The sequence below is a fragment of the Bacteroides sp. An51A genome (genome assembly GCF_002161565.1).
Classification (GTDB): Bacteria; Bacteroidota; Bacteroidia; order Bacteroidales; family Bacteroidaceae; genus Phocaeicola; species Phocaeicola intestinalis.
This window is the reverse complement of record NZ_NFIC01000001.1, coordinates 533,697-552,144: the sequence shown is the minus strand read 5'-3', so window position 1 is coordinate 552,144 and position 18,448 is coordinate 533,697. Positions and strand designations below refer to the sequence as shown.

Genomic DNA, 18,448 nt, shown 5'->3' with positions numbered 1-18,448 from the left:
AGGTTTGTTTCAGTGTTCATACACTCCATTCCAGTCGTATGGGAAAGGTATGGACTGATAATATTTCAATGAGTGTGCAGGTTGTTCGTATTGCGAAGGAATCGGACGACCCGAATATTGCTGGAAGAACAACAGACATCCGTCACGCCACCAGATGGCCTCCTGCTCCTGATATTTTAGCAAAGTAGCTACATGCCTGAAACGTTCATTGTCGATTTTTCCTTTCAGCGTATCCCATAGTCGTTGCATCTGTCGAACTTCTTCCACCCCTTTGTAATAATGGTCCACCAGCCCGTTCCACAGCGTTTTTCCTGATTTCAATTTATAATCCCACGGTAGCCGGTGGAACCAAAGCAGATAGGACTCGGGACAAGTATTCAGGTCATCAAATTTATCAAATACAGGAGAATGGTATTGGCGGGTTGCTCCACTACCCTGCATAGTACGGTCTACTCCGATGCTGTCTGTCGTTACCTTATGATAGTCGAATGCCGTCCATACCGGATCATTATGCCAAGGTTCAGGACCGTTGTGAGTATCATAATTCATGATATGGTTCAGTCCTAATGGCATGGTATAATTCACATACGCTTCACGAGACATAGACATGATTCGTAATATCGGTTCAAGTACCTCCTGTTTGGTTGAAAAAGTCATTTTTACCCATTCAGCAGCAATGTCAGTGGCATGCATGTCCGGATTCCATGACAGACGTCCGAATGCGTACCAGTTGGCTTGACCGAACAAATGTCCTGTCCAGTTCAAGTCGGTCCCCACATTTGGTACGCCTGCCAGTGCCGACATGCCGTGCGTATGCTGGTAGTTTTGCAATACTTTCGATACGGTAGTGCCTTTCCCGTTGGCATACGTGTCCGATTGGAGCGTTTCTTCGAATAATGTTCCCAGGTATACCAAATGACCGGCATGTCCCAAATTCTCTTGCGTAATTTGGAATTCCATGGCTAATGGAGTGTCAGGCATGCTTCCGAACAATGGATGAAACGGTTCGCGTGGCTGGAAGTCAATCGGACCGTTTTTAGGTTGTACGAAAACATTCTTTCCGAACTGTCCGTCCAACGGCTTAAATTCATTGTAACCGGTGACAACCCGATCTACATGCCGTTCGTTTTGATATACGAACGCTCTCCAGAATACGATACCGCCATAAGGTTCCAATGCTTCTCCTAACAGGTTGGCACCTTCTGCGTGGGAGCATCCATAATCCTGCGGACCAGGTTGTCCTTCTGAATTTGCCTTGACTAAAAAACCACCAAAATCGGGAATCAGCCCATAGATTTCCTTTACTTTGTCTTTCCACCATTGTCTGACCCGTTCATCTTTCGGGTTGGCAGTATCCAGCCCACCTATTTCCTTAGGTGCGCTGAATTTTGCCGTCAGGTATATTTTGATGCCATACGGACGGAATACATCAGCCAGCCCGGATGCTTTTACCAGCCAGTCGGTACGCAGGCTTTTGGCTTCGGCATTCACATTGTTCAAGACAATACCGTTGATGCCGATAGAAGCATTGGCACGGGCATAATCTGTGTAGCGTGGGTCTTTGTAGCGTGGAAGTCTTTCCCAGTTCCAAAGACTGTATCCGGCATATCCCCGTTCGACTGTACCGTTCAGGTTGTCCCAATGGTTCAGCATGCGGTATTTCAGCTTGGGACTGTCCGCTATATCCAGATGTGCCAATGACTGGTGGGTCTGCATAAGTTGCAGATAGCGGAACACTCCATATAATACGCCTATATCCGTTCGGGCAGCGATAATCGTTACCGCCTTCTTTTCGATATGACTGCTTGCTATAAGGTATCCTTCCTCAGTCAGTCTGTCCAGCTTTCTATAAACGTCCGTATCCTTGAGGCCGGGCAGAGACCGGGGAGTACCTGCAATCAGTGTACCTTCTTTTAATTCGTTCCATGAAGCGATTTCTTGAGAAGAATAATTTAGTAAACCTCTCAATCCTAACTGCAATTCTTTTTTCGCAGCCTTCAATGTATCAGATGAAACAGGGACGAAAAGAGCAATATGCTTTTGACGATATGAATCAAGTAAGGATGCATCTTCTATTGGTTGATAGCGTAGCCATAACTCATATCCGTTTTCGGCACGGACAAGTTGTATGAGACAACACATTATGACGAACACGATACTTCTTGTTTTCATAATCATGTCTTTGATATGTTATTCGATTACACCTGCCCAGCCTCCGTTACGCACCAGCTTCAGGGTCAGTTGGGAAGTACAATCCACATCGGTTTCCTGCTTTTTGTAATCCATAGCCTGACGGTCGGCATTAATGCCGTCCTCAAAATAGGTGAGGTGCATTCGCTTATCTTTCGGTAAAAAGCTCAAATCGAGTTTCAGGGTACGTCCTTCATTGTTGGTAATGGCTCCGATATACCATTTCTCTCCACTACGGCGGGCTATTAGCACATATTCTCCGGCTTTGGCATCCAATACCTTTGTTTCATCCCATGTTACAGGCACCTGAGTGATAAACTCTGTACAAGGACGTTCCCGGTAATAGTAGACCGGATTGTCTGCCAGCATCTGCAAGCCACTCTCAAAAACAACGAACAGCGCCATTTGATATGCACGGGTTCCTGAACCCATGGCATTGGCACGGGTAGAACGGTTATCTTCCGGTTGGGCTGAGAACATGGAACCGGGCGTAAAATCCATGGGTCCTACAGCATTACGCATGAATGGCAGCCAAATACTGTTTTCCGGTTTACAGTTGCCTCCTTGTTCCATGCCCAAGACACCTTCATAAGATATAACATTCGGGTATCTGCGTTCCAAGCCTGCCGGTTTGAAGGAGCCGTGAAAGTCTACCAATAGTTTGTGTTTGGCTGCTTCCCGAGCTACCCGTTCATAGAAATTCACCATCCATTGGTCACTGCGGTCCATGAAGTCTATTTTAACTCCGGCAACTCCCCAGTCGGCAAAAGTCTTGAAAAGGTCGAAATGATTTTCTACAGTCAACCAAGTAAGCCATAAAATGATTTTGACATTCTTCTCTTTGCCGTATTGTATCAGTTCCGGCAGGTTGATATCGGGATTGGGAGTAAAGGGGTCGCGTGTGCTTTTTGCCCATCCTTCGTCCATGATGATATAAGGAACATGAAAAGTAGAAGCGAAGTCAATATAATATTTATAGGAGTCCATGTTATAGCCTGACCGGAAGTCTACACCAAACAAACGGGCATCGTGCCACCATTCCCAGCTAACTTGTCCCGGTTTAATCCAACTGTAATCTTCCAGTTCACAGGGAGAAGACAGGTTGTATGTCATTTCGTTGGCTATGATTTGACGGTCATCGTTTGTAATGACGAAGAAACGCCAGGGAAATGTCCGTGTTCCGGATGTCTTGGCAATATAATCAGCTTCTTTCAATATCTTCAGGCTACGGTCTCCGTCTTCACCGAATTCTAACGGACATTTTGGGAAAAGAGCCTGCATTCCATTCTTGCCTGTACTTTTCAGAAATAGACAAGGATAATCGTCCAAATCAGCTTCTGAAATCAAAATCTTATAAGAATGATTCGTTTCCAACAGAATAGGCAAATAACTCATGCGGTCGGTTGATTGGTAAGCTGTGGTTTCTACATGGGTATAGGGATATTCATAGGATGTTTTGAAACCACTTGGCTGAGACAGATGTGCCATATAGTTATCGGGAAAACCGATTGTAAAGTCTTCATCCATAACTTCCACTTCTCCGTCTTTGTCCAGGACGAAACGATAGGCTATCCCCGTATCGAAAACACGGAAATCAACCGCATATCCTCCTGCAAAACTTAAACGGAGGGTATTGCAATGGTTTCTTACTTTGGCATTCTTCAGGGGAATTTCACGCTGTATGGTTTCATCAATTGTGCCTCGTTTAGTGCGACGCAGACGTGGATTTATGCCTAAGTTCTCTTCTTTTAAGGTCAATCCTAACGTACAGTCTTTCAGCAACAATGTATCACCCGTATAGACTGAATAATAAATTTTGTCTTTCAAGTTGATATTTACCATCAGCCTGTTATTGGGCGAAGAAATACTGATTTCTTTTCCTTGTACTTGCAGGCAATATATGCACATGCTGCATAGAATGGACAATAATAGAAATGTCTTTTTCATGATATAAATTGATTGATAGGTTTGTTCTTATTCTAAAAATGCCGTGACACACCATAATATTGGAGCTTGCCCGTGCATGTTTCCAGGCAGGGTTCGACGGTTGAGATAGAATTGCCGGTCATTAGTCTTGTTGGTTCCTTCGCATACCCCGTCTATATCTCCTTGCTCATCAATATGACCAGTCAGGGCAATCCACGCTTTGCGGACTGCCGGCGCATAGGTTTCAGCTTTTAGCCAGCCTCGTTTGACTCCTTTTATCATGGCATACGTGAACATGGCGGAGCCGGATGTTTCGGTCCAAGTGGTCGGGTCATCTACCAATTGTCCCCATAAACCGTCTTCTTTCTGATAATCAAGCAGGGTTTTCATCATCTTGCGATAAGAAGAAAGGATACGCGGACGGTCCGGATTGTCTTCCGGTAAAAGTCCGAGTAGTTCCGTCATGCCGGCAGCCATCCACCCGTTGCCTCTTCCCCAATAAAAAGGTGCATCTTCTGCATGATAAAACAATCCGTTAGGACGCTGTATCTTGTCAAGGTAGGCTACCATTTCGTGTGCCGTACGATCGATATAGGTGCGGTCTTTGGTTACATAGTAAGCCTGTGATTGAATGGCCGTAATCATAAACATGTCGTCTATCCAATAGCGGGTCTGCCACGAAAGATTCTTGTTTAACAAAGCCTGATGTTCCGCCTGATGCTTGCTTTGGCGGGGCATTTGCCATTGGGCATCGGCATACCATATGCCTAAATGGTAATAAACTTCATTGTGGGTCTGCATATAAAGTTGCAACGGGATAATGCCGAATACGGTATGGTCTACATGGTCCGGTAAAGGTTGTAAACGGCGTTCCGGACCGAATATAGGCAAGAAGCGTTCTTCCAGTTGTTTAAGTAGCTCCCGGTTACGGGTGACATCTGCATAACGTAAAGCGCCAAACCAGGCACAAGTCTCCGGATATGTAATTTCATTGGGAGGGGCGGGATTACCGTCAAAATTGGGATGGGGCACTTCTACAAAACGCTTACTGACCAGCCGTCCTATCTCTTCCGGTGATGTGCCTTCCGGCCAGTTTTTAAATTCCTGTTGGGCATAACCGGCCAAAGGCAGGCAAGTTATCATCAATTGTAATAAGATTCGTCTTATCTTCATTGTTTTTTTCATTTTATTTGGTTCAACAAGTCAAGTTTACCGTCTTGGATGAGTTTCAGTATCAGTTCACCGAACAACGTGTTTTGCCAGGCGAACCAAGGACGGGTGAATTTATCAGGGTCATTCTTGTGGAAAGATTCGTGCATAAATCCTGTACCGGCATCGGTTTTCATAAGCATTCGGATGCAGGAGGCTATTTCCTCATCGTCCTGACTGGTGAAAGCCTTCATCATGATACTCATCGGCCATATCATGTCATAACCGATATGAGGTCCTCCTATACCTTCTCCGGCTGTACCCTTGAAGAAGTAGGGATTGTCTTCGCTCCATACAAAGCGGCGTGTATTCTGGTAAATGGGGTTGTTTACATCTACATCGCCCAAATAAGGCATAGCCAACAGACTGGGCACATTGGCATCGTCCATGAAAAGCTGGTTACCGAATCCGTCCACCTCAAAAGCGTAAATGGTTCCATATTGGGGATGATTGAAGGTGGCATATTGGTCTAAAGCCTGCGCCACTTCATCGGCAAGTGCCGTACATTCGTCGGCAAGTTCCTGCTTTTGGTTGACTTCCGACAAAATCCGAGCTGCTTTCCGCAGAGAAGTTACAGCAAAAAAGTTGGCAGGTATCAGGAACTGGTAGGTTGAGGCATCATCAGAGGGGCGGAAAGAAGAGACAATCAGTCCTACAGGTTTTACTGGATGACCATATCCGTTATTTGACATGGTATCCAGTTGCCGTTCCGTTTTTCGTTGAAATGTATAAGGACCGGGACCGTCCTTTCGTTGTTGTTCACGGAAGGTCTTTACAATGTTGCCGATAGCCTCCAGCCATTCTTCCCCGAAGATAGATGCATCTCCCGTCACTTCCCAATAATGATAGGCAAGCCGTAAGGGATAGCATAAAGAGTCTATTTCGTATTTGCGTTCGTGCAGTTCGGGTTTCATGTCCGTCAGATCATTCATCCACGGACCTCCGGTAGGTCCGTCGTTGAACCCATTGGCATACGGGTCGATGTTGATACATTTCCATTGCCTGAGAATGACACCACGAATCATCTTTTTCAAATCTGCATCTTCGTTGGCAAACAGTACATAAGGCCAGACCTGTGCTCCGGAGTCGCGGAGCCACATGGCATGAATGTCGCCGGTATAGACGAACGTGTCGTCTTCCCCGTCTTGTGTCCGGTAATGAACAGTTGTATCCAGGGTATTGGGAAAGCAGTTTTCGAACATCCATGCTAAGTAAGGATTGGTCAGCATCTGCTTGACCTCCTTTATTTTTTTCTCGATGATTTCCGAATGGAAAAGGCGCTCTTCTTTGGGCGGACGTTTCGATACGAATTGTCCGATATTGTCGCGCACAGCTATCCAGCTGCTTTCTGCCGGTACCGGAGCATGCTCCGATGCGAAGATCGGATAGGAAGTTAAGGCAAGACAGATACAAAGTCCTGCCCGCAATTTGTTGTTGACGAGTTGTTTTTTCATGATAGTGATAGTTTGGTTATTGTTTTTCTATGTCAAAAGCGGATAACCGGGCATACATCTCGATAAGGGCAGCCTGGGTCAGTAACCATTTATGCGTGTCTCCATTTCCGTCGGAATCGGCAAAACGGTTATCATCAAACAATCCTTCTTTATTCTTGTTGCATGCCCATAGTTGGTCCAGTGTCGTGATGAAATCATGCAGATAACGCGGATTGTGATCAATGCGGTACATCTCTTCGAAGCCACGCAACAGGATAGCGGTAAACCATATATTCCCGTCTTTCAATACCTTGTGTGAAGGTTCTTGGGTAGAATGTTGGAAAAAATAAGTGCCGCAGGCTTGAGCCAGCTTCTTGATGGCTTCCAGATATTGCGGTTCGCCGGTCAGCTGGTAAAGCAAGGCACCTGCCTGCAACATTTGTCCGCTATTATAAGCATACTTGGTTTTCCCGATATGGGCATGGGCATCTGCCAATCGGATATTATCGAAATACAAGTCATCCGCCATATCCTGCAAGGTGTTCTTGGTCCAGTGATACAGCTCCTTGCCGGCTTTCAGATATAGCTCGTTCTTCGTAGCACGATAGAGTTTCAAAGCCAATACGGCGGCAGGTGCATTGGAGCAAGTATTTTTCGAGAATTTCTTTTGTTCGCACCAATAGATGCCGTCTCCCAGCAAGGTATCCCGTCCACTTTCAAGGAAATGCCAGATAGCTTCAGCGGACTCTAAGAAAGCAGGCTTTTTAGTCAGTTCATAACTTTCCACGAAGTCGATGCCCAACCAGATGTTATCATCATAATAGCGGTCGGAAAGTCCGGACGATGTCAGATACGACTGGTAAGCATCCGGCTTGCGGACAGTATCGTGGTAGCATTGAAGACCCGGTAGAATCAGGCTGTCCAGCAGGGTGGCATACCGTTCGTCTCCTGTAACTTTGAGCAGGGCATTTATGGCGGAAAACATGCCGGATGTAGGCCATAGATAAGCGGCTTTATGTACGTGTGCCGTATCGGGCTCTGCCAGATACGTGGCGGTTGCATTCTGTTCGGGAGGATAATTTTCCGAGAAAAGATAAGTCTCCTTTATATGATAATACTGTAATGTACTGTCAAGGAGTGAAGTGGCATGTTGTATGAGCAGTTCTTTTGTAGACAAATGTTGTTTACATGCTGTTTGGTTGCATAGATATGTTATTCCTAACAATATAAATAAAAGTGTTTTTGTTTTTACCATATGCGTTAACTTTATATTTAGGATACGCAAATGTAGTATATGATTTTTGTTTTACTAGTTCTGGTATTGACAATAATGTATGTTGTTATTGTTTTTTTTAAAGATGGAACGGCAGAATGTATTCGTTTTTGCAAAAAGTATATGCTTTTAGTCATCCTTATATGCTATTGTTCTTAGGCTAGAATGAAATGTCCTTCATGTTATCTTGCAAAAACTATTTGATTCTTATTGGTAAAGAGAAGAAAAATCCGTACTTTCGTAATCGGATATGTGGTTGATTTTTTTTCGGAAAATTAAAAGCTATATGTATTTTTGTTGTGTCCCAGCTTATTGTCCAGGCAGAAGAGGAAGGTCGTTGCGCCGATATGTTAAATAAGTTTTCACCACACCTGTATTTCAAGGAATATGCGTATCTTTGCATCGAATTTAAAAGTGGAAAGATTTGAGTAGCTTGCAACCACGGAAAAAAATGCTAAAACACATTCATCAGATTCTCCCGCATCTTGCGATTCCTACTCTGTCCGTACACGGCATTTATTAATCCTTTTAATTTATAAAACAGAAATGGGATATTTATTCACATCCGAATCGGTGTCTGAAGGACACCCCGACAAAGTGGCGGATCAGATTTCCGACGCTGTGCTTGACAAACTGTTGGCGTACGACCCCAGTTCGAAAGTAGCTTGCGAAACATTGGTCACTACCGGACAGGTGGTGCTGGCAGGAGAAGTGAAAACAAAGGCTTACATCGACCTTCAACGAGTAGCACGTGAGGTGATTAACCGTATCGGTTATACCAAGAGCGAATATATGTTCGAAGGCAATTCGTGCGGGGTGCTCTCTGCTATTCATGAACAAAGCCCCGACATCAACCGTGGCGTGGAACGTGAAGACCCTATGAATCAGGGTGCGGGCGACCAGGGGATGATGTTCGGTTATGCAACGAACGAGACCGAAAACTATATGCCGTTGTCGCTCGATCTGGCACACAAGTTGCTGATTGTGCTTGCCGAAATCCGTCGTGAAGGTAAAGTGATGACTTACCTCCGTCCGGATGCGAAAAGTCAGGTGACTATCGAATATGATGACAACCGGCGTCCGGTACGTATTGATACAATCGTAATCTCTACGCAGCATGATGAATTTATTTTGCCAGAAGACGATACGCCGGAAGCACAGGAAAAGGCAGATCGGGCAATGTTGGAACAGATTCGCAAGGACGTAATCGGTATCCTGATTCCCCGCGTGATAGCCGAGATTCATCATCCGGAAGTGTTGAAGTTGTTCAACGACCAAATTACGTATCATGTGAATCCTACTGGTAAGTTTGTTATCGGAGGACCTCATGGAGATACGGGATTGACCGGGCGTAAAATTATTGTGGATACTTACGGAGGTGCAGGTGCACATGGTGGTGGTGCCTTTTCGGGAAAAGACCCCAGTAAAGTGGATCGCAGCGCTGCATACGCCGCACGTCACATAGCCAAGAATCTGGTAGCAGCGGGTGTGGCCGATGAGGTATTGGTACAGGTGTCGTATGCCATTGGCGTGGCACGTCCTATAAATATCTACGTCAACACTTATGGACGAAGCCATGTAGCCATGAGTGACGGTGAGATTGCGAAGAAAGTAGACGAGTTGTTCGATATGCGTCCGTATGCCATCGAGGAACGTCTGAAGCTCCGTAATCCTATTTATAGTGAGACAGCCGCTTACGGTCATATGGGACGTGAACCGAGAAAGGTGATCAAGCATTTCGAATCGCTTTACGAAGGCAACAAAGATGTGGAAGTGGAGCTTTTCACATGGGAAAAACTGGACTATGTGGATAAAGTGAAAGCGGCTTTCGGGCTGAAGTAAAATAATTATAATGGAAACGCAGATTTTCGCAGATTAACGCAGAAAGAATTTTTTAATTTATCTGTGAAAATCTGTGTTAATCTGCGTTTCATGAATCACTTGACATTATGAGTGAAATAAAGAATATCTGTGTATATTGTGCATCCAGCCCGCAAATTGCTCCGGTTTATTTTAAAGCTGCCGAAAGGCTGGGATATCTTTTGGCGGAAAAAGGGATAAACTTGATTGATGGGGCAGGTAAGGTAGGGTTGATGGGGTGCCTTAACAATACAGTCCTTGCTGCAGGCGGTACGGTAACGGGTGTTATTCCCCGGTTTATGGTAGAGCGGGGCTGGCATCATTCCGGCTTGACACAGTTGGTGGAGACAGAAACGATGCACGAGCGTAAGAGCTTGATGGCGCGTATGTCGGATGCTGTCATTGCGCTTCCTGGAGGATGTGGCACGATGGAAGAATTGTTGGAAGTCATTACGTGGAAGCAACTGGGACTTTACCTTAAACCGATTGTTGTCTTGAATATCCAAGAGTTTTATAATCCGTTGATAGAAATGTTAGAGAAAGCCATCGGCCAGCAATTTATGCGTCGCGAACACGAATCGCTTTGGCAAGTGGCCTTTACTCCCGAGGAAGCTGTGGAGCTATGCGTTTCTCTTCCGGCATGGGACAAGAAAATCTGTAAATTTGCAGCTGTATGAACGATACATGCTCCGTCGGATTCGAATACATTGTCGAAAAGGTACACGAAGAGTCCTTGCAACTCGATAGTGCCTTGGTGAGAAGTATGCAGACTGTTTCTGGTATGCCGGGTGAGGTTTTACCTTACCAGATTCGTTCCGAATGGTCGGTTACGTGCCTGCTTTTGTTTTGTTTCCTTGTGTTTTCGCATATTGTGAAGAATGGAAAGAAATATATCATCCAGCATATCAGAAGCCTGTTTCAGCGCAAGGACCGCAGTAGCCTGTTCGATGAGGTGCAAGGTACGGACAATGGGTATACGATGGTATTTCCACTCTTGACTTGTATTTGTTACGGTCTGTTTTTCTATTATTATTCGGTGGAGTCATTTCCGGCATTGGTTTATATTACTCCTCACGAGGCATTGATTGGTGGGTACATTTTGTTGTCGATTTTTTATATGTTGTTCAAGTGGGGAAGTTATAATTTTGTCAACTGGGTTTTCTTTGAGAAGGAGCAAAGCAAGGCGTGGATTCAGACATACTTCGACCTTCTTAGTGCCCAATGTTTCCTGTTGTTGCCTATTATCTTGTTCATTATTTACTTTCGTCCCGATGTCATTATTAGTAATATATTGATAGCTTTTACGTTGATTTCCGCTAAAATATTGTTATTTTATAGGGGATTTAGGAACTTTTTCAACCAAAGTTATGGTTTTCTACATTTTATTCTGTACTTTTGTGCCCTCGAAATGGTACCCCTTTTGCTGTTGGCGAAAGGTATCCTCTATATGAACCAGATTGTGATTTTAAATTTTTAGTGCCTTGAAGATTAAAAAAGTCCTCGTTTCTCAGCCTAAACCTACATCAGAAAAGTCACCTTATTTTGACATTGCTGAGAAGTACGGAGTGAAAATAGATTTTCGCCCGTTTATAAAAGTTGAGAGTTTGTCGGCAAAGGAATTTAGACAACAGAAGATTTCCATATTGGATCATACTGCCGTCGTATTTACTTCGCGTCACGCCATAGACCATTTTTTCAACCTTTGTGCGGAGTTGCGTGTAACTGTCCCTGAGACGATGAAGTATTTCTGTACTTCGGAAGCCATAGCTTTGTATATTCAGAAATATGTTCAATACCGTAAAAGAAAAGTATTCTTCGGCGCTACGGGCAAGTTTGTCGATTTAGTGCCTGTAATTGTGAAGCACAGTACGGAGAAGTATCTGATTCCGATGTCGGACGTGCATAACGATGAAGTGAAAGACTTGTTGGATAAACATCACATCCAACATACTGAAGCGGTGATGTACCGTACCGTAAGTAATGATTTCACACCGGAAGAAGATTTTGATTATGATATGCTGATTTTCTTCAGTCCGGCTGGAATCCAATCATTGATGAAGAACTTCCCTAAGTTCGAGCAGAAGGATATCGCCATCGGAAGTTTCGGACCGACTACGGCAAAGGCGGTAAAAGATGCAGGATTGCGTCTGGATTTGGAAGCTCCTACGGTAGCTGCTCCTTCGATGCCTGCCGCATTGGATATGTTTATCCGCGAACATAATAAATAAGATTCATCGGTATATATTGAAACGCAGATTAACGCAGGTTGGCGCGGATAGTATAATATAAATCTGTGAAAATCTGCGTTAACCTGCGTTTCTTTAATATTCAAATTATGACAGAACCGGTAAAAAAAACTTTTCCGAAAAAGGAACATTTAAGCAGCTTGCTGGTGATTGACAAATTGTTTGCAGGAGGCAGCAAGTCATTGGCTGTTTTTCCTTTGCGTGCTGTTTATATGCCGGTGGAAAATGCAGGTCTTCCTGAGGTCTCTGTCTTGATTAGTGTCTCTAAAAAGCGTTTCAAGCGTGCGGTAAAGCGCAATCGGGTGAAACGGCAAATCAGGGAAGCCTACCGTAAAAACAAGTCTCTGCTGACAGATGCTTTAGAAGCGAAAGGCAAGAAACTTGCGGTCGCTTTCATTTGGCTCGATGATGAGCTTCATGCTTCTCCGGAAGTAGATGAAAAGGTGAAAAAGTTGCTCCAGCTGATAGCGGAGCGTGTCGGATGAAGCATGAAAAAGATACTTTCGTTTTTGCTTTTACTTCCCATTTATTTTTATCGGAACTGCATTTCTCCCTTTACGCCTCCATCGTGCCGGTTTACACCCACATGTTCGGAATATGCCGTTCAGGCAATAAAGAAACACGGTCCGTTCAAAGGGCTTTACCTTGCCATACGCCGCCTGTTGCGGTGCCATCCGTGGGGAGGTTCGGGATACGACCCTGTTCCTTAGTTATTCACTACAGAGGACTCTTAATTCTTCATTCTTCATTTATTATGATGTGTTTTGATGTCCATACTCATCACTTATCTGCATGTCCTTCCGAAGCTATATTCAATGCCGATAGCAAGTATATTCCCTTACCCGATGAAGCTATGTGGCTTTCGGTGGGGATACATCCGTGGTATCTTACTTCCGAGAATTATCCGATGCAGCTCCGGTGGATAGAATCTGTGTTGGGAAAAGACAAGCGGGTGATTGCTTTGGGAGAAGCGGGGCTTGATAAGTGTTGCCATGCGCCTTTTTCCTTGCAAGAGGAAGCTTTCCGCATGATAGTTTCTCTTTCCGAACACTACCGCCTGCCTCTGGTTATCCATGCCGTAAAGGTTTATAATGAATTGATTGCCTTGAAAAAAGAAATTCATCCTTCCCAGCCTTGGATTGTCCACGGCTTTCGGGGGAAAAAGGAATTGGCGCAGAGCCTCGTAAGGCAAGGGTTTTACCTCTCTTTCGGCGAACATTATCACGCGGATGCATTGCGGTATATGCCTGAAGGAACCTTCTTGCTGGAAACCGATGAGAGCCGTGTGCCTATCCATATCTTATACCATAGGGCGGCAGAGATACGCGGAATCCATCCGGAATTATTGGCGGATAATGTCAGCCGGACGGTTAACTCGCTCTTTTTTAACCGGTAAAAATTGGTTATTCAGATAAAGTGTCGTACTTTTGCCGTTGACTTTAATATAATGTTAAACTAAGAATCTCATTCGATGAATTTTGTAGAAGAATTAAAATGGCGCGGAATGGTGCATAACATGATGCCGGGCACAGAAGAATTGTTGGAAAAAGAAATGGTAACGGCTTACTTGGGTATCGACCCTACTGCCGACTCCTTGCATATCGGACACTTGTGTGGTGTAATGATGTTGCGGCATTTCCAGCGTTGCGGACACAAGCCTTTGGCTTTGGTGGGCGGAGCTACGGGTATGATTGGCGACCCTTCCGGCAAATCGCAGGAGCGGAATCTGCTGGACGAAGAAACCCTGCGCCATAACCAAGAGTGCATCAAGAAACAGTTGGGCAAGTTCCTCGACTTCGAGTCGGATGCCCCGAACCGTGCAGAACTGGTGAACAATTACGATTGGATGAAAGACTTCACCTTCCTCGATTTTGCCCGAACCGTAGGCAAGCACATCACTGTCAACTATATGATGGCGAAAGACTCGGTGCAGAAACGTCTGAACGGCGAGGCACGCGACGGACTTTCATTCACCGAGTTCACGTATCAGCTGCTCCAGGGATATGACTTTTTGCATTTATATGAAACCCGCGGATGCAAGCTCCAATTAGGTGGAAGCGACCAGTGGGGGAACATCACTACGGGTGCCGAATTGATTCGCCGTACCAATGGGGGAGAAGTGTTCGCCCTTACCTGTCCGCTGGTAACGAAAGCCGACGGCACGAAGTTCGGCAAGACCGAAAGTGGAAACGTATGGTTGGACGCACGTTATACCTCTCCTTATAAATTCTACCAGTTCTGGCTGAACGTGAGCGATGAAGATGCCGAACGCTACATCAAGATATTCACTTCGCTTACGAAAGAAGAAATCGATGCGTTGATTGCCGAACACAAGGAAGCTCCACACTTGCGTGTGCTCCAGAAACGTCTGGCACGAGAAGTTACCGTCATGGTACACTCTGAGGAAGATTATAATGCAGCGGTAGAAGCATCGGGCATTCTTTTCGGAAACGCCACTTCCGATGCCTTGAAGCGTCTGGACGAAGACACGTTGCTTTCCGTATTCGAAGGTGTGCCTCAGTTTGAGGTGGCTAAGAGCGAAATAGAAGCCGGCATCAAGGCTGTAGACTTGTTTGTGGAGAAAGCCGCTATTTTCCCCTCGAAAGGCGAGATGCGTAAGATGACGCAAGGCGGAGGCGTATCGCTGAACAAGGAAAAGCTTACCGCATTCGACCAAGTGATTACCGCCGATGATTTGCTGGATGAGAAATACTTGCTCGTTCAGCGCGGCAAGAAGAATTATTATTTGATTATCGCGAAGTAAGTATAAAGCTATTCACCACAGATTACACGGATTTTAAAGTTATAGTCAATCAGAAATGAGCGAAAAATCCGTTAATCTTTTATATTGAACACAGAGACGCAGAGACACGGAGAAATTGACAATAAAAAAACTCTGTGCCTTTGTGTCTCCGTGTTCAATTTTATTCATAATCAGTTGGGTTTGGCTATTATTTTTACAAAGATAGCGTATTTTGATTTCCTTTTCTTGAAAAATTCCGTAATTTAGCGCACGAAATGAAAAATAAAGGAATTATGAAGATAAATGTTTGTAAAAGACTGATGTTTGTCGTATGCTTTGCTGCAGGCGTGGCGGTTTACGGACAAGACGCAACGGGACATGTCAATCCGTTCCTGAGCGAATTCAATACGCCTTACGGGGTTCCGCCGTTCGAACAGATTACGGTTGCGGATTACCGTGAAGGGTTCCTGAAAGGGATGGAAGAGCAGAAACAGGAAATCGATGCCATAGTAAACCAGCGCTCGATGCCCGATTTCGAAAATACCATTGTGGCACTCGACCGTAGCGGAGCGATGCTGAACCGGGTAGCTTATGTATTCTTTGGGCAGAGCGGATGCAATACGAATGCAGAGATGCAGGCGTTGGAGCAGGAAATGGCTCCGTTGCTTTCGGCTCATAGCGATGATATTTCGCTGAACAAACGTTTGTTCCAGCGGATGAAGGAAGTGTATGAGAACCGTGCGAAATTCAATCTCGATAAGGAACAGGCTAAGTTATTGGAGGAAACGTATAAAAGCTTTGTACGGAGCGGAGCCAACCTGAGCGATGCCGACCAGCAGAAGCTTCGGGCGTTGAACGAGAAGATTTCGACGCTTCAGATTACGTTCGAGCAAAATATGCTGAAAGAAACCAACGCTTTCAAGCTGGTCATTACGGACGAGAAAGACTTGAGCGGGCTGCCAGCCAGCTTGATAGCACAGGCCGCCGAGACCGCTAAGGGCATGGGTGAAGAAGGCAAATGGGTGTTTACCTTGCATAACCCCAGCATCATGCCTTTCTTGCAATATGCCGATAACCGTGTGTTGCGCGAGCGTATTTATAAGGCTTATATCAATCGGGGAAATAACGGGAACGATGCCGACAACAAGCAAGTGGTGCGCGACCTGATTACGGCACGTCTGGAAAAAGCCAAGCTGATGGGCTATGAAGACTATGCCTCGATGGTGTTGGAAGACCGTATGGCGAAGAACGAAAAGAACGTGTACGACCTGCTTAACCAGCTTTGGACACCTGCTCTTGCCAAGGCGAAGGAAGAGTTGGCTGATATCAAGGCGGAAATCAAGCGCGAGGGCAACGATTTTGAGCCGGAAGGCTGGGACTGGCGTTATTACTTCGAAAAAGCGAAAAAGCATAAATACGACATGGACGAGAACGAAATCCGTCCGTATTTGGAACTGAACAACGTGCGCGACGGTGCTTTCTATATGGCAAAACGCCTGTATGGCATTACGTTCCGTCCCTTGGAATACATGCCGAAACCGCACCCCGAAGCGCAAGTATTCGAGTGTATCGACAAGGACGGAAAGCCCTTGGGCATCCTTTATTTCGATTTCTTCCCACGTGCCAGCAAGAGCGGAGGCGCATGGTGCGGCGAATACCGTCCCCAGTCGTATGATGAGAACGGCAACAAGGTGGTGCCTGTAGTTACGATTGTATGCAACTTCACCAAGCCATCGGCAGGTGAGCCTGCCCTTTTGAGCCCGGATGAAGCGACTACGCTTTTCCATGAGTTCGGGCACGGGCTGCATTCGCTCTTTTGCGATGTGCACTATACAGGCGTGAGCGGTGTGCCCCGCGATTTCGTGGAGCTTCCTTCTCAAATCGACGAGCATTTCACCTTCGAGCCGGAAATGTTGCAGGTATATGCGAAACATTACAAGACAGGCGAGGTCATGCCGACCGAACTGGTAGAGAAATACGACAAGAGCAGTAAGTACGGACAAGGTTTCGCTACGGTGGAATACCTTGCCGCATCGCTTCTGGATATGGATTTCCACACGCTGAAGTCGGTGCCTGCCGATATGGACGTGATGGAGTTTGAAGCCAAGACTTTGGGCGACCGTGGTTTGCTGAAGCAGATACCGTCGCGTTACCGCACTACGTATTTCGCGCATACCATGGGCGGGGGTTATACCGCCGGATATTATAGCTACATCTGGGCGGAAGTGCTCGACTGTGATGCGTTCGGAGCATACGTAGAGAGCGGAAACCTGTTCGACCCCGAAGTGGCAAGCAAGTTCCGCAAGTATGTCCTCACGCCGGGCGGTATTGATGACGCGATGGATATGTACGTCAATTTCCGCGGAAAAGGTCCCGATATCAAGTGGTTGCTCGAGAAGCGTGGCTTGGATACTCCTGCGCCTTTGAAACAAGATAAGGAATAAACATAGTTAATTAACAATTAAAAGTGAATAGTTAATAACGGCAATCAGAGACATCCACCGTTATTAACTATTCATTGTTCATTATTAATTATTCACTCTTAATTATCTCCGACATGCCGGACCTATCATTTTCGTTTATCTATACCTCCTATTATAAGAAAGCGTTTAGCTTTGCCAAGTCGTATGTCCACGATGAGGCGGTGGCAGAAGATATTGCTTCGGAAGCGCTGATAGCTTTGTGGGAGAAAACAAAGGTAGAGTCTGCCGAGCAGGTGGCACCTCTTTTGCTGACTATTCTGAAAAATAAGACATTCTTTTGCGCATGTAAATATTGCTCAGATAGGCCTTTAGCAGTCCGATGGAAAGCGAGGGATAGTATCGTTGGCGCATGACCTTTGCGGTGTTTACCGATGCCAGTGAAGCATTGAAAGCGAAATCAAGTTTCCTCAAGTCCCTTGCCTGACAATCGTTGAGTCCGGTGAACTGCTTGGAATCCCGAAAGCAAAACTCAATCTGGAATCGTGTACGGTAGTATTCGATGATGTCTTTGGCCGACATGTCAAGATCGGTGGAGAAATAGATTTTATGTCCTCCTGATCCCGGATAATGAACCACGACTTTGATGTTGCGTTTCATTGCCTTTGAATATGCCTTGACTGAGTAAGCCCTTCCTCCTTCAATGTCGAGAATCTCGCAACGCTGAAGGTCGAGTTTCTCAAAATCAATCTTCCCGCCTTTGATACGCGGCCGTCCACGCTTGCCTGTGCGGACACCGTCATGTGCATACCACAAGGCGGCATCATGCAGTCCCGACTGTCAATGTTGATAATGCCGATGCTGAGAATTTCCACTCCCCGTTTCACCTGAGAAGCACATCCCGACCAGAACTTGCCGATATAAGGAGTCTTCTTTCCAGACTTTGAAATGTAGCTCACGTCTATGGCAATGGCTTTTCTAACGCTTTCTCCAAACCGCTGCCGCATAAGGAAGAGATTGAACTGTATCCAGTCAAACTCACGTTCGAACAACTGCCGGAAGCGTTGTTCCGAGCTGTCTGCGTAACTTTGCTGAACAACTTTTCAAAGCATCGGTTACGAGTTCCTCATATTGGTCAAGTGCTGTTC

16 protein-coding genes and 1 pseudogene are annotated in these 18,448 nt (G+C 45.6%); 10 read left to right on the top strand and 7 right to left on the bottom strand.

Going from position 1 to position 18,448, the window contains the following annotated elements; all coding sequences use genetic code 11:
* Nucleotides 1-9: 9 nt before the first annotated feature.
* From B5G04_RS02165 to B5G04_RS02145, 5 genes are read right to left on the bottom strand one after another with little or no spacing between them, the layout of a single operon-like run.
* Nucleotides 10-2,172 carry an alpha-glucuronidase family glycosyl hydrolase gene (locus B5G04_RS02165; protein ID WP_087249017.1) on the bottom strand — a complete coding sequence of 721 codons (2,163 nt, stop codon included), beginning with the start codon at nucleotides 2,170-2,172 and terminating at the stop codon, nucleotides 10-12.
* 18 nt (nucleotides 2,173-2,190) lie between these two features.
* A complete protein-coding gene (locus tag B5G04_RS02160) occupies nucleotides 2,191-4,137 on the bottom strand; it encodes a glycoside hydrolase family 97 protein (protein ID WP_087395528.1) in 1,947 nt (648 codons plus the stop codon).
* A gap of 27 nt (nucleotides 4,138-4,164) precedes the next feature.
* Entirely contained in the window at nucleotides 4,165-5,289 is a 1,125-nt protein-coding gene (locus tag B5G04_RS02155; RefSeq protein ID WP_239414005.1) for a glycoside hydrolase family 88 protein, read from the bottom strand.
* Nucleotides 5,290-5,297: 8 nt separating this feature from the next.
* Nucleotides 5,298-6,779, bottom strand: coding sequence for a glycoside hydrolase family 125 protein (locus tag B5G04_RS02150; protein WP_087395523.1), 1,482 nt, complete (start codon nucleotides 6,777-6,779; stop codon nucleotides 5,298-5,300).
* Nucleotides 6,780-6,795: 16 nt separating this feature from the next.
* A complete protein-coding gene (locus B5G04_RS02145) occupies nucleotides 6,796-7,935 on the bottom strand; it encodes a glycoside hydrolase family 76 protein (protein ID WP_239414004.1) in 1,140 nt (379 codons plus the stop codon).
* 642 nt (nucleotides 7,936-8,577) lie between these two features.
* Here B5G04_RS02145 and metK point away from each other — a divergent pair.
* The 10 genes and pseudogenes from metK to B5G04_RS02095 form a co-directional block, all read left to right on the top strand.
* Complete coding sequence (gene metK, locus B5G04_RS02140; protein ID WP_022039956.1) at nucleotides 8,578-9,873, top strand: methionine adenosyltransferase; 1,296 nt, start codon at nucleotides 8,578-8,580, stop codon at nucleotides 9,871-9,873.
* A 107-nt stretch (nucleotides 9,874-9,980) separates the two neighbouring features.
* Complete coding sequence (locus B5G04_RS02135; protein WP_087248991.1) at nucleotides 9,981-10,568, top strand: TIGR00730 family Rossman fold protein; 588 nt, start codon at nucleotides 9,981-9,983, stop codon at nucleotides 10,566-10,568.
* A complete protein-coding gene (locus tag B5G04_RS02130; RefSeq protein WP_087395516.1) occupies nucleotides 10,565-11,368 on the top strand; it encodes a DUF4271 domain-containing protein in 804 nt (267 codons plus the stop codon). The genes B5G04_RS02135 and B5G04_RS02130 overlap by 4 nt, the downstream gene beginning before the upstream one ends.
* A gap of 4 nt (nucleotides 11,369-11,372) precedes the next feature.
* Nucleotides 11,373-12,119: a uroporphyrinogen-III synthase gene (locus B5G04_RS02125; RefSeq protein ID WP_022039953.1), complete on the top strand. Its 747-nt coding sequence runs from the start codon at nucleotides 11,373-11,375 to the stop codon at nucleotides 12,117-12,119.
* Nucleotides 12,120-12,226: 107 nt separating this feature from the next.
* Nucleotides 12,227-12,622 carry a ribonuclease P protein component gene (gene rnpA, locus B5G04_RS02120; RefSeq protein WP_087248987.1) on the top strand — a complete coding sequence of 132 codons (396 nt, stop codon included), beginning with the start codon at nucleotides 12,227-12,229 and terminating at the stop codon, nucleotides 12,620-12,622.
* A gap of 3 nt (nucleotides 12,623-12,625) precedes the next feature.
* On the top strand, nucleotides 12,626-12,847 hold the full coding sequence (gene yidD / locus B5G04_RS02115; RefSeq protein ID WP_013618288.1) for a membrane protein insertion efficiency factor YidD: 222 nt from the start codon (nucleotides 12,626-12,628) through the stop codon (nucleotides 12,845-12,847).
* A 44-nt stretch (nucleotides 12,848-12,891) separates the two neighbouring features.
* Nucleotides 12,892-13,533, top strand: a complete 642-nt coding sequence (locus B5G04_RS02110; protein WP_087395512.1) for a TatD family hydrolase — start codon at nucleotides 12,892-12,894, stop codon at nucleotides 13,531-13,533.
* Between the two features lie 75 nt (nucleotides 13,534-13,608).
* Entirely contained in the window at nucleotides 13,609-14,901 is a 1,293-nt protein-coding gene (tyrS, locus tag B5G04_RS02105) for a tyrosine--tRNA ligase (RefSeq protein ID WP_013618290.1), read from the top strand.
* A gap of 299 nt (nucleotides 14,902-15,200) precedes the next feature.
* Nucleotides 15,201-17,324, top strand: a complete 2,124-nt coding sequence (locus tag B5G04_RS02100; protein WP_162612713.1) for a M3 family metallopeptidase — start codon at nucleotides 15,201-15,203, stop codon at nucleotides 17,322-17,324.
* A gap of 113 nt (nucleotides 17,325-17,437) precedes the next feature.
* A pseudogene (locus tag B5G04_RS02095) lies at nucleotides 17,438-17,632 on the top strand (sigma factor); the annotation flags it as partial.
* Here the strand turns inward: B5G04_RS02095 and B5G04_RS20350 are convergent.
* Nucleotides 17,616-17,960 (bottom strand): transposase, encoded by a 345-nt coding sequence (locus B5G04_RS20350; RefSeq protein ID WP_255395939.1) that lies wholly within the window; start codon nucleotides 17,958-17,960, stop codon nucleotides 17,616-17,618. The pseudogene B5G04_RS02095 and the gene B5G04_RS20350 overlap by 17 nt on opposite strands.
* A complete protein-coding gene (locus B5G04_RS20345; RefSeq protein ID WP_239414003.1) occupies nucleotides 17,957-18,352 on the bottom strand; it encodes a hypothetical protein in 396 nt (131 codons plus the stop codon). Before B5G04_RS20345 ends, B5G04_RS20350 begins: the two co-directional genes overlap by 4 nt.
* Nucleotides 18,353-18,448 lie beyond the last annotated feature (96 nt).

Coding starts and splice junctions, on each gene's coding strand:
- B5G04_RS02150 (WP_087395523.1), bottom strand. CDS start 6,779: ATGAAAAAACAACTCGTCAACAACAAATTGCGGGCAGGACTTTGTATC.
- B5G04_RS02110 (WP_087395512.1), top strand. CDS start 12,892: ATGATGTGTTTTGATGTCCATACTCATCACTTATCTGCATGTCCTTCC.
- rnpA (WP_087248987.1), top strand. CDS start 12,227: ATGACAGAACCGGTAAAAAAAACTTTTCCGAAAAAGGAACATTTAAGC.
- B5G04_RS02155 (WP_239414005.1), bottom strand. CDS start 5,289: ATGAAGATAAGACGAATCTTATTACAATTGATGATAACTTGCCTGCCT.
- B5G04_RS02135 (WP_087248991.1), top strand. CDS start 9,981: ATGAGTGAAATAAAGAATATCTGTGTATATTGTGCATCCAGCCCGCAA.
- B5G04_RS02160 (WP_087395528.1), bottom strand. CDS start 4,137: ATGAAAAAGACATTTCTATTATTGTCCATTCTATGCAGCATGTGCATA.
- tyrS (WP_013618290.1), top strand. CDS start 13,609: ATGAATTTTGTAGAAGAATTAAAATGGCGCGGAATGGTGCATAACATG.
- B5G04_RS02165 (WP_087249017.1), bottom strand. CDS start 2,172: ATGAAAACAAGAAGTATCGTGTTCGTCATAATGTGTTGTCTCATACAA.
- metK (WP_022039956.1), top strand. CDS start 8,578: ATGGGATATTTATTCACATCCGAATCGGTGTCTGAAGGACACCCCGAC.
- B5G04_RS02130 (WP_087395516.1), top strand. CDS start 10,565: ATGAACGATACATGCTCCGTCGGATTCGAATACATTGTCGAAAAGGTA.
- B5G04_RS02100 (WP_162612713.1), top strand. CDS start 15,201: ATGTTTGTCGTATGCTTTGCTGCAGGCGTGGCGGTTTACGGACAAGAC.
- yidD (WP_013618288.1), top strand. CDS start 12,626: ATGAAAAAGATACTTTCGTTTTTGCTTTTACTTCCCATTTATTTTTAT.
- B5G04_RS20350 (WP_255395939.1), bottom strand. CDS start 17,960: ATGAAACGCAACATCAAAGTCGTGGTTCATTATCCGGGATCAGGAGGA.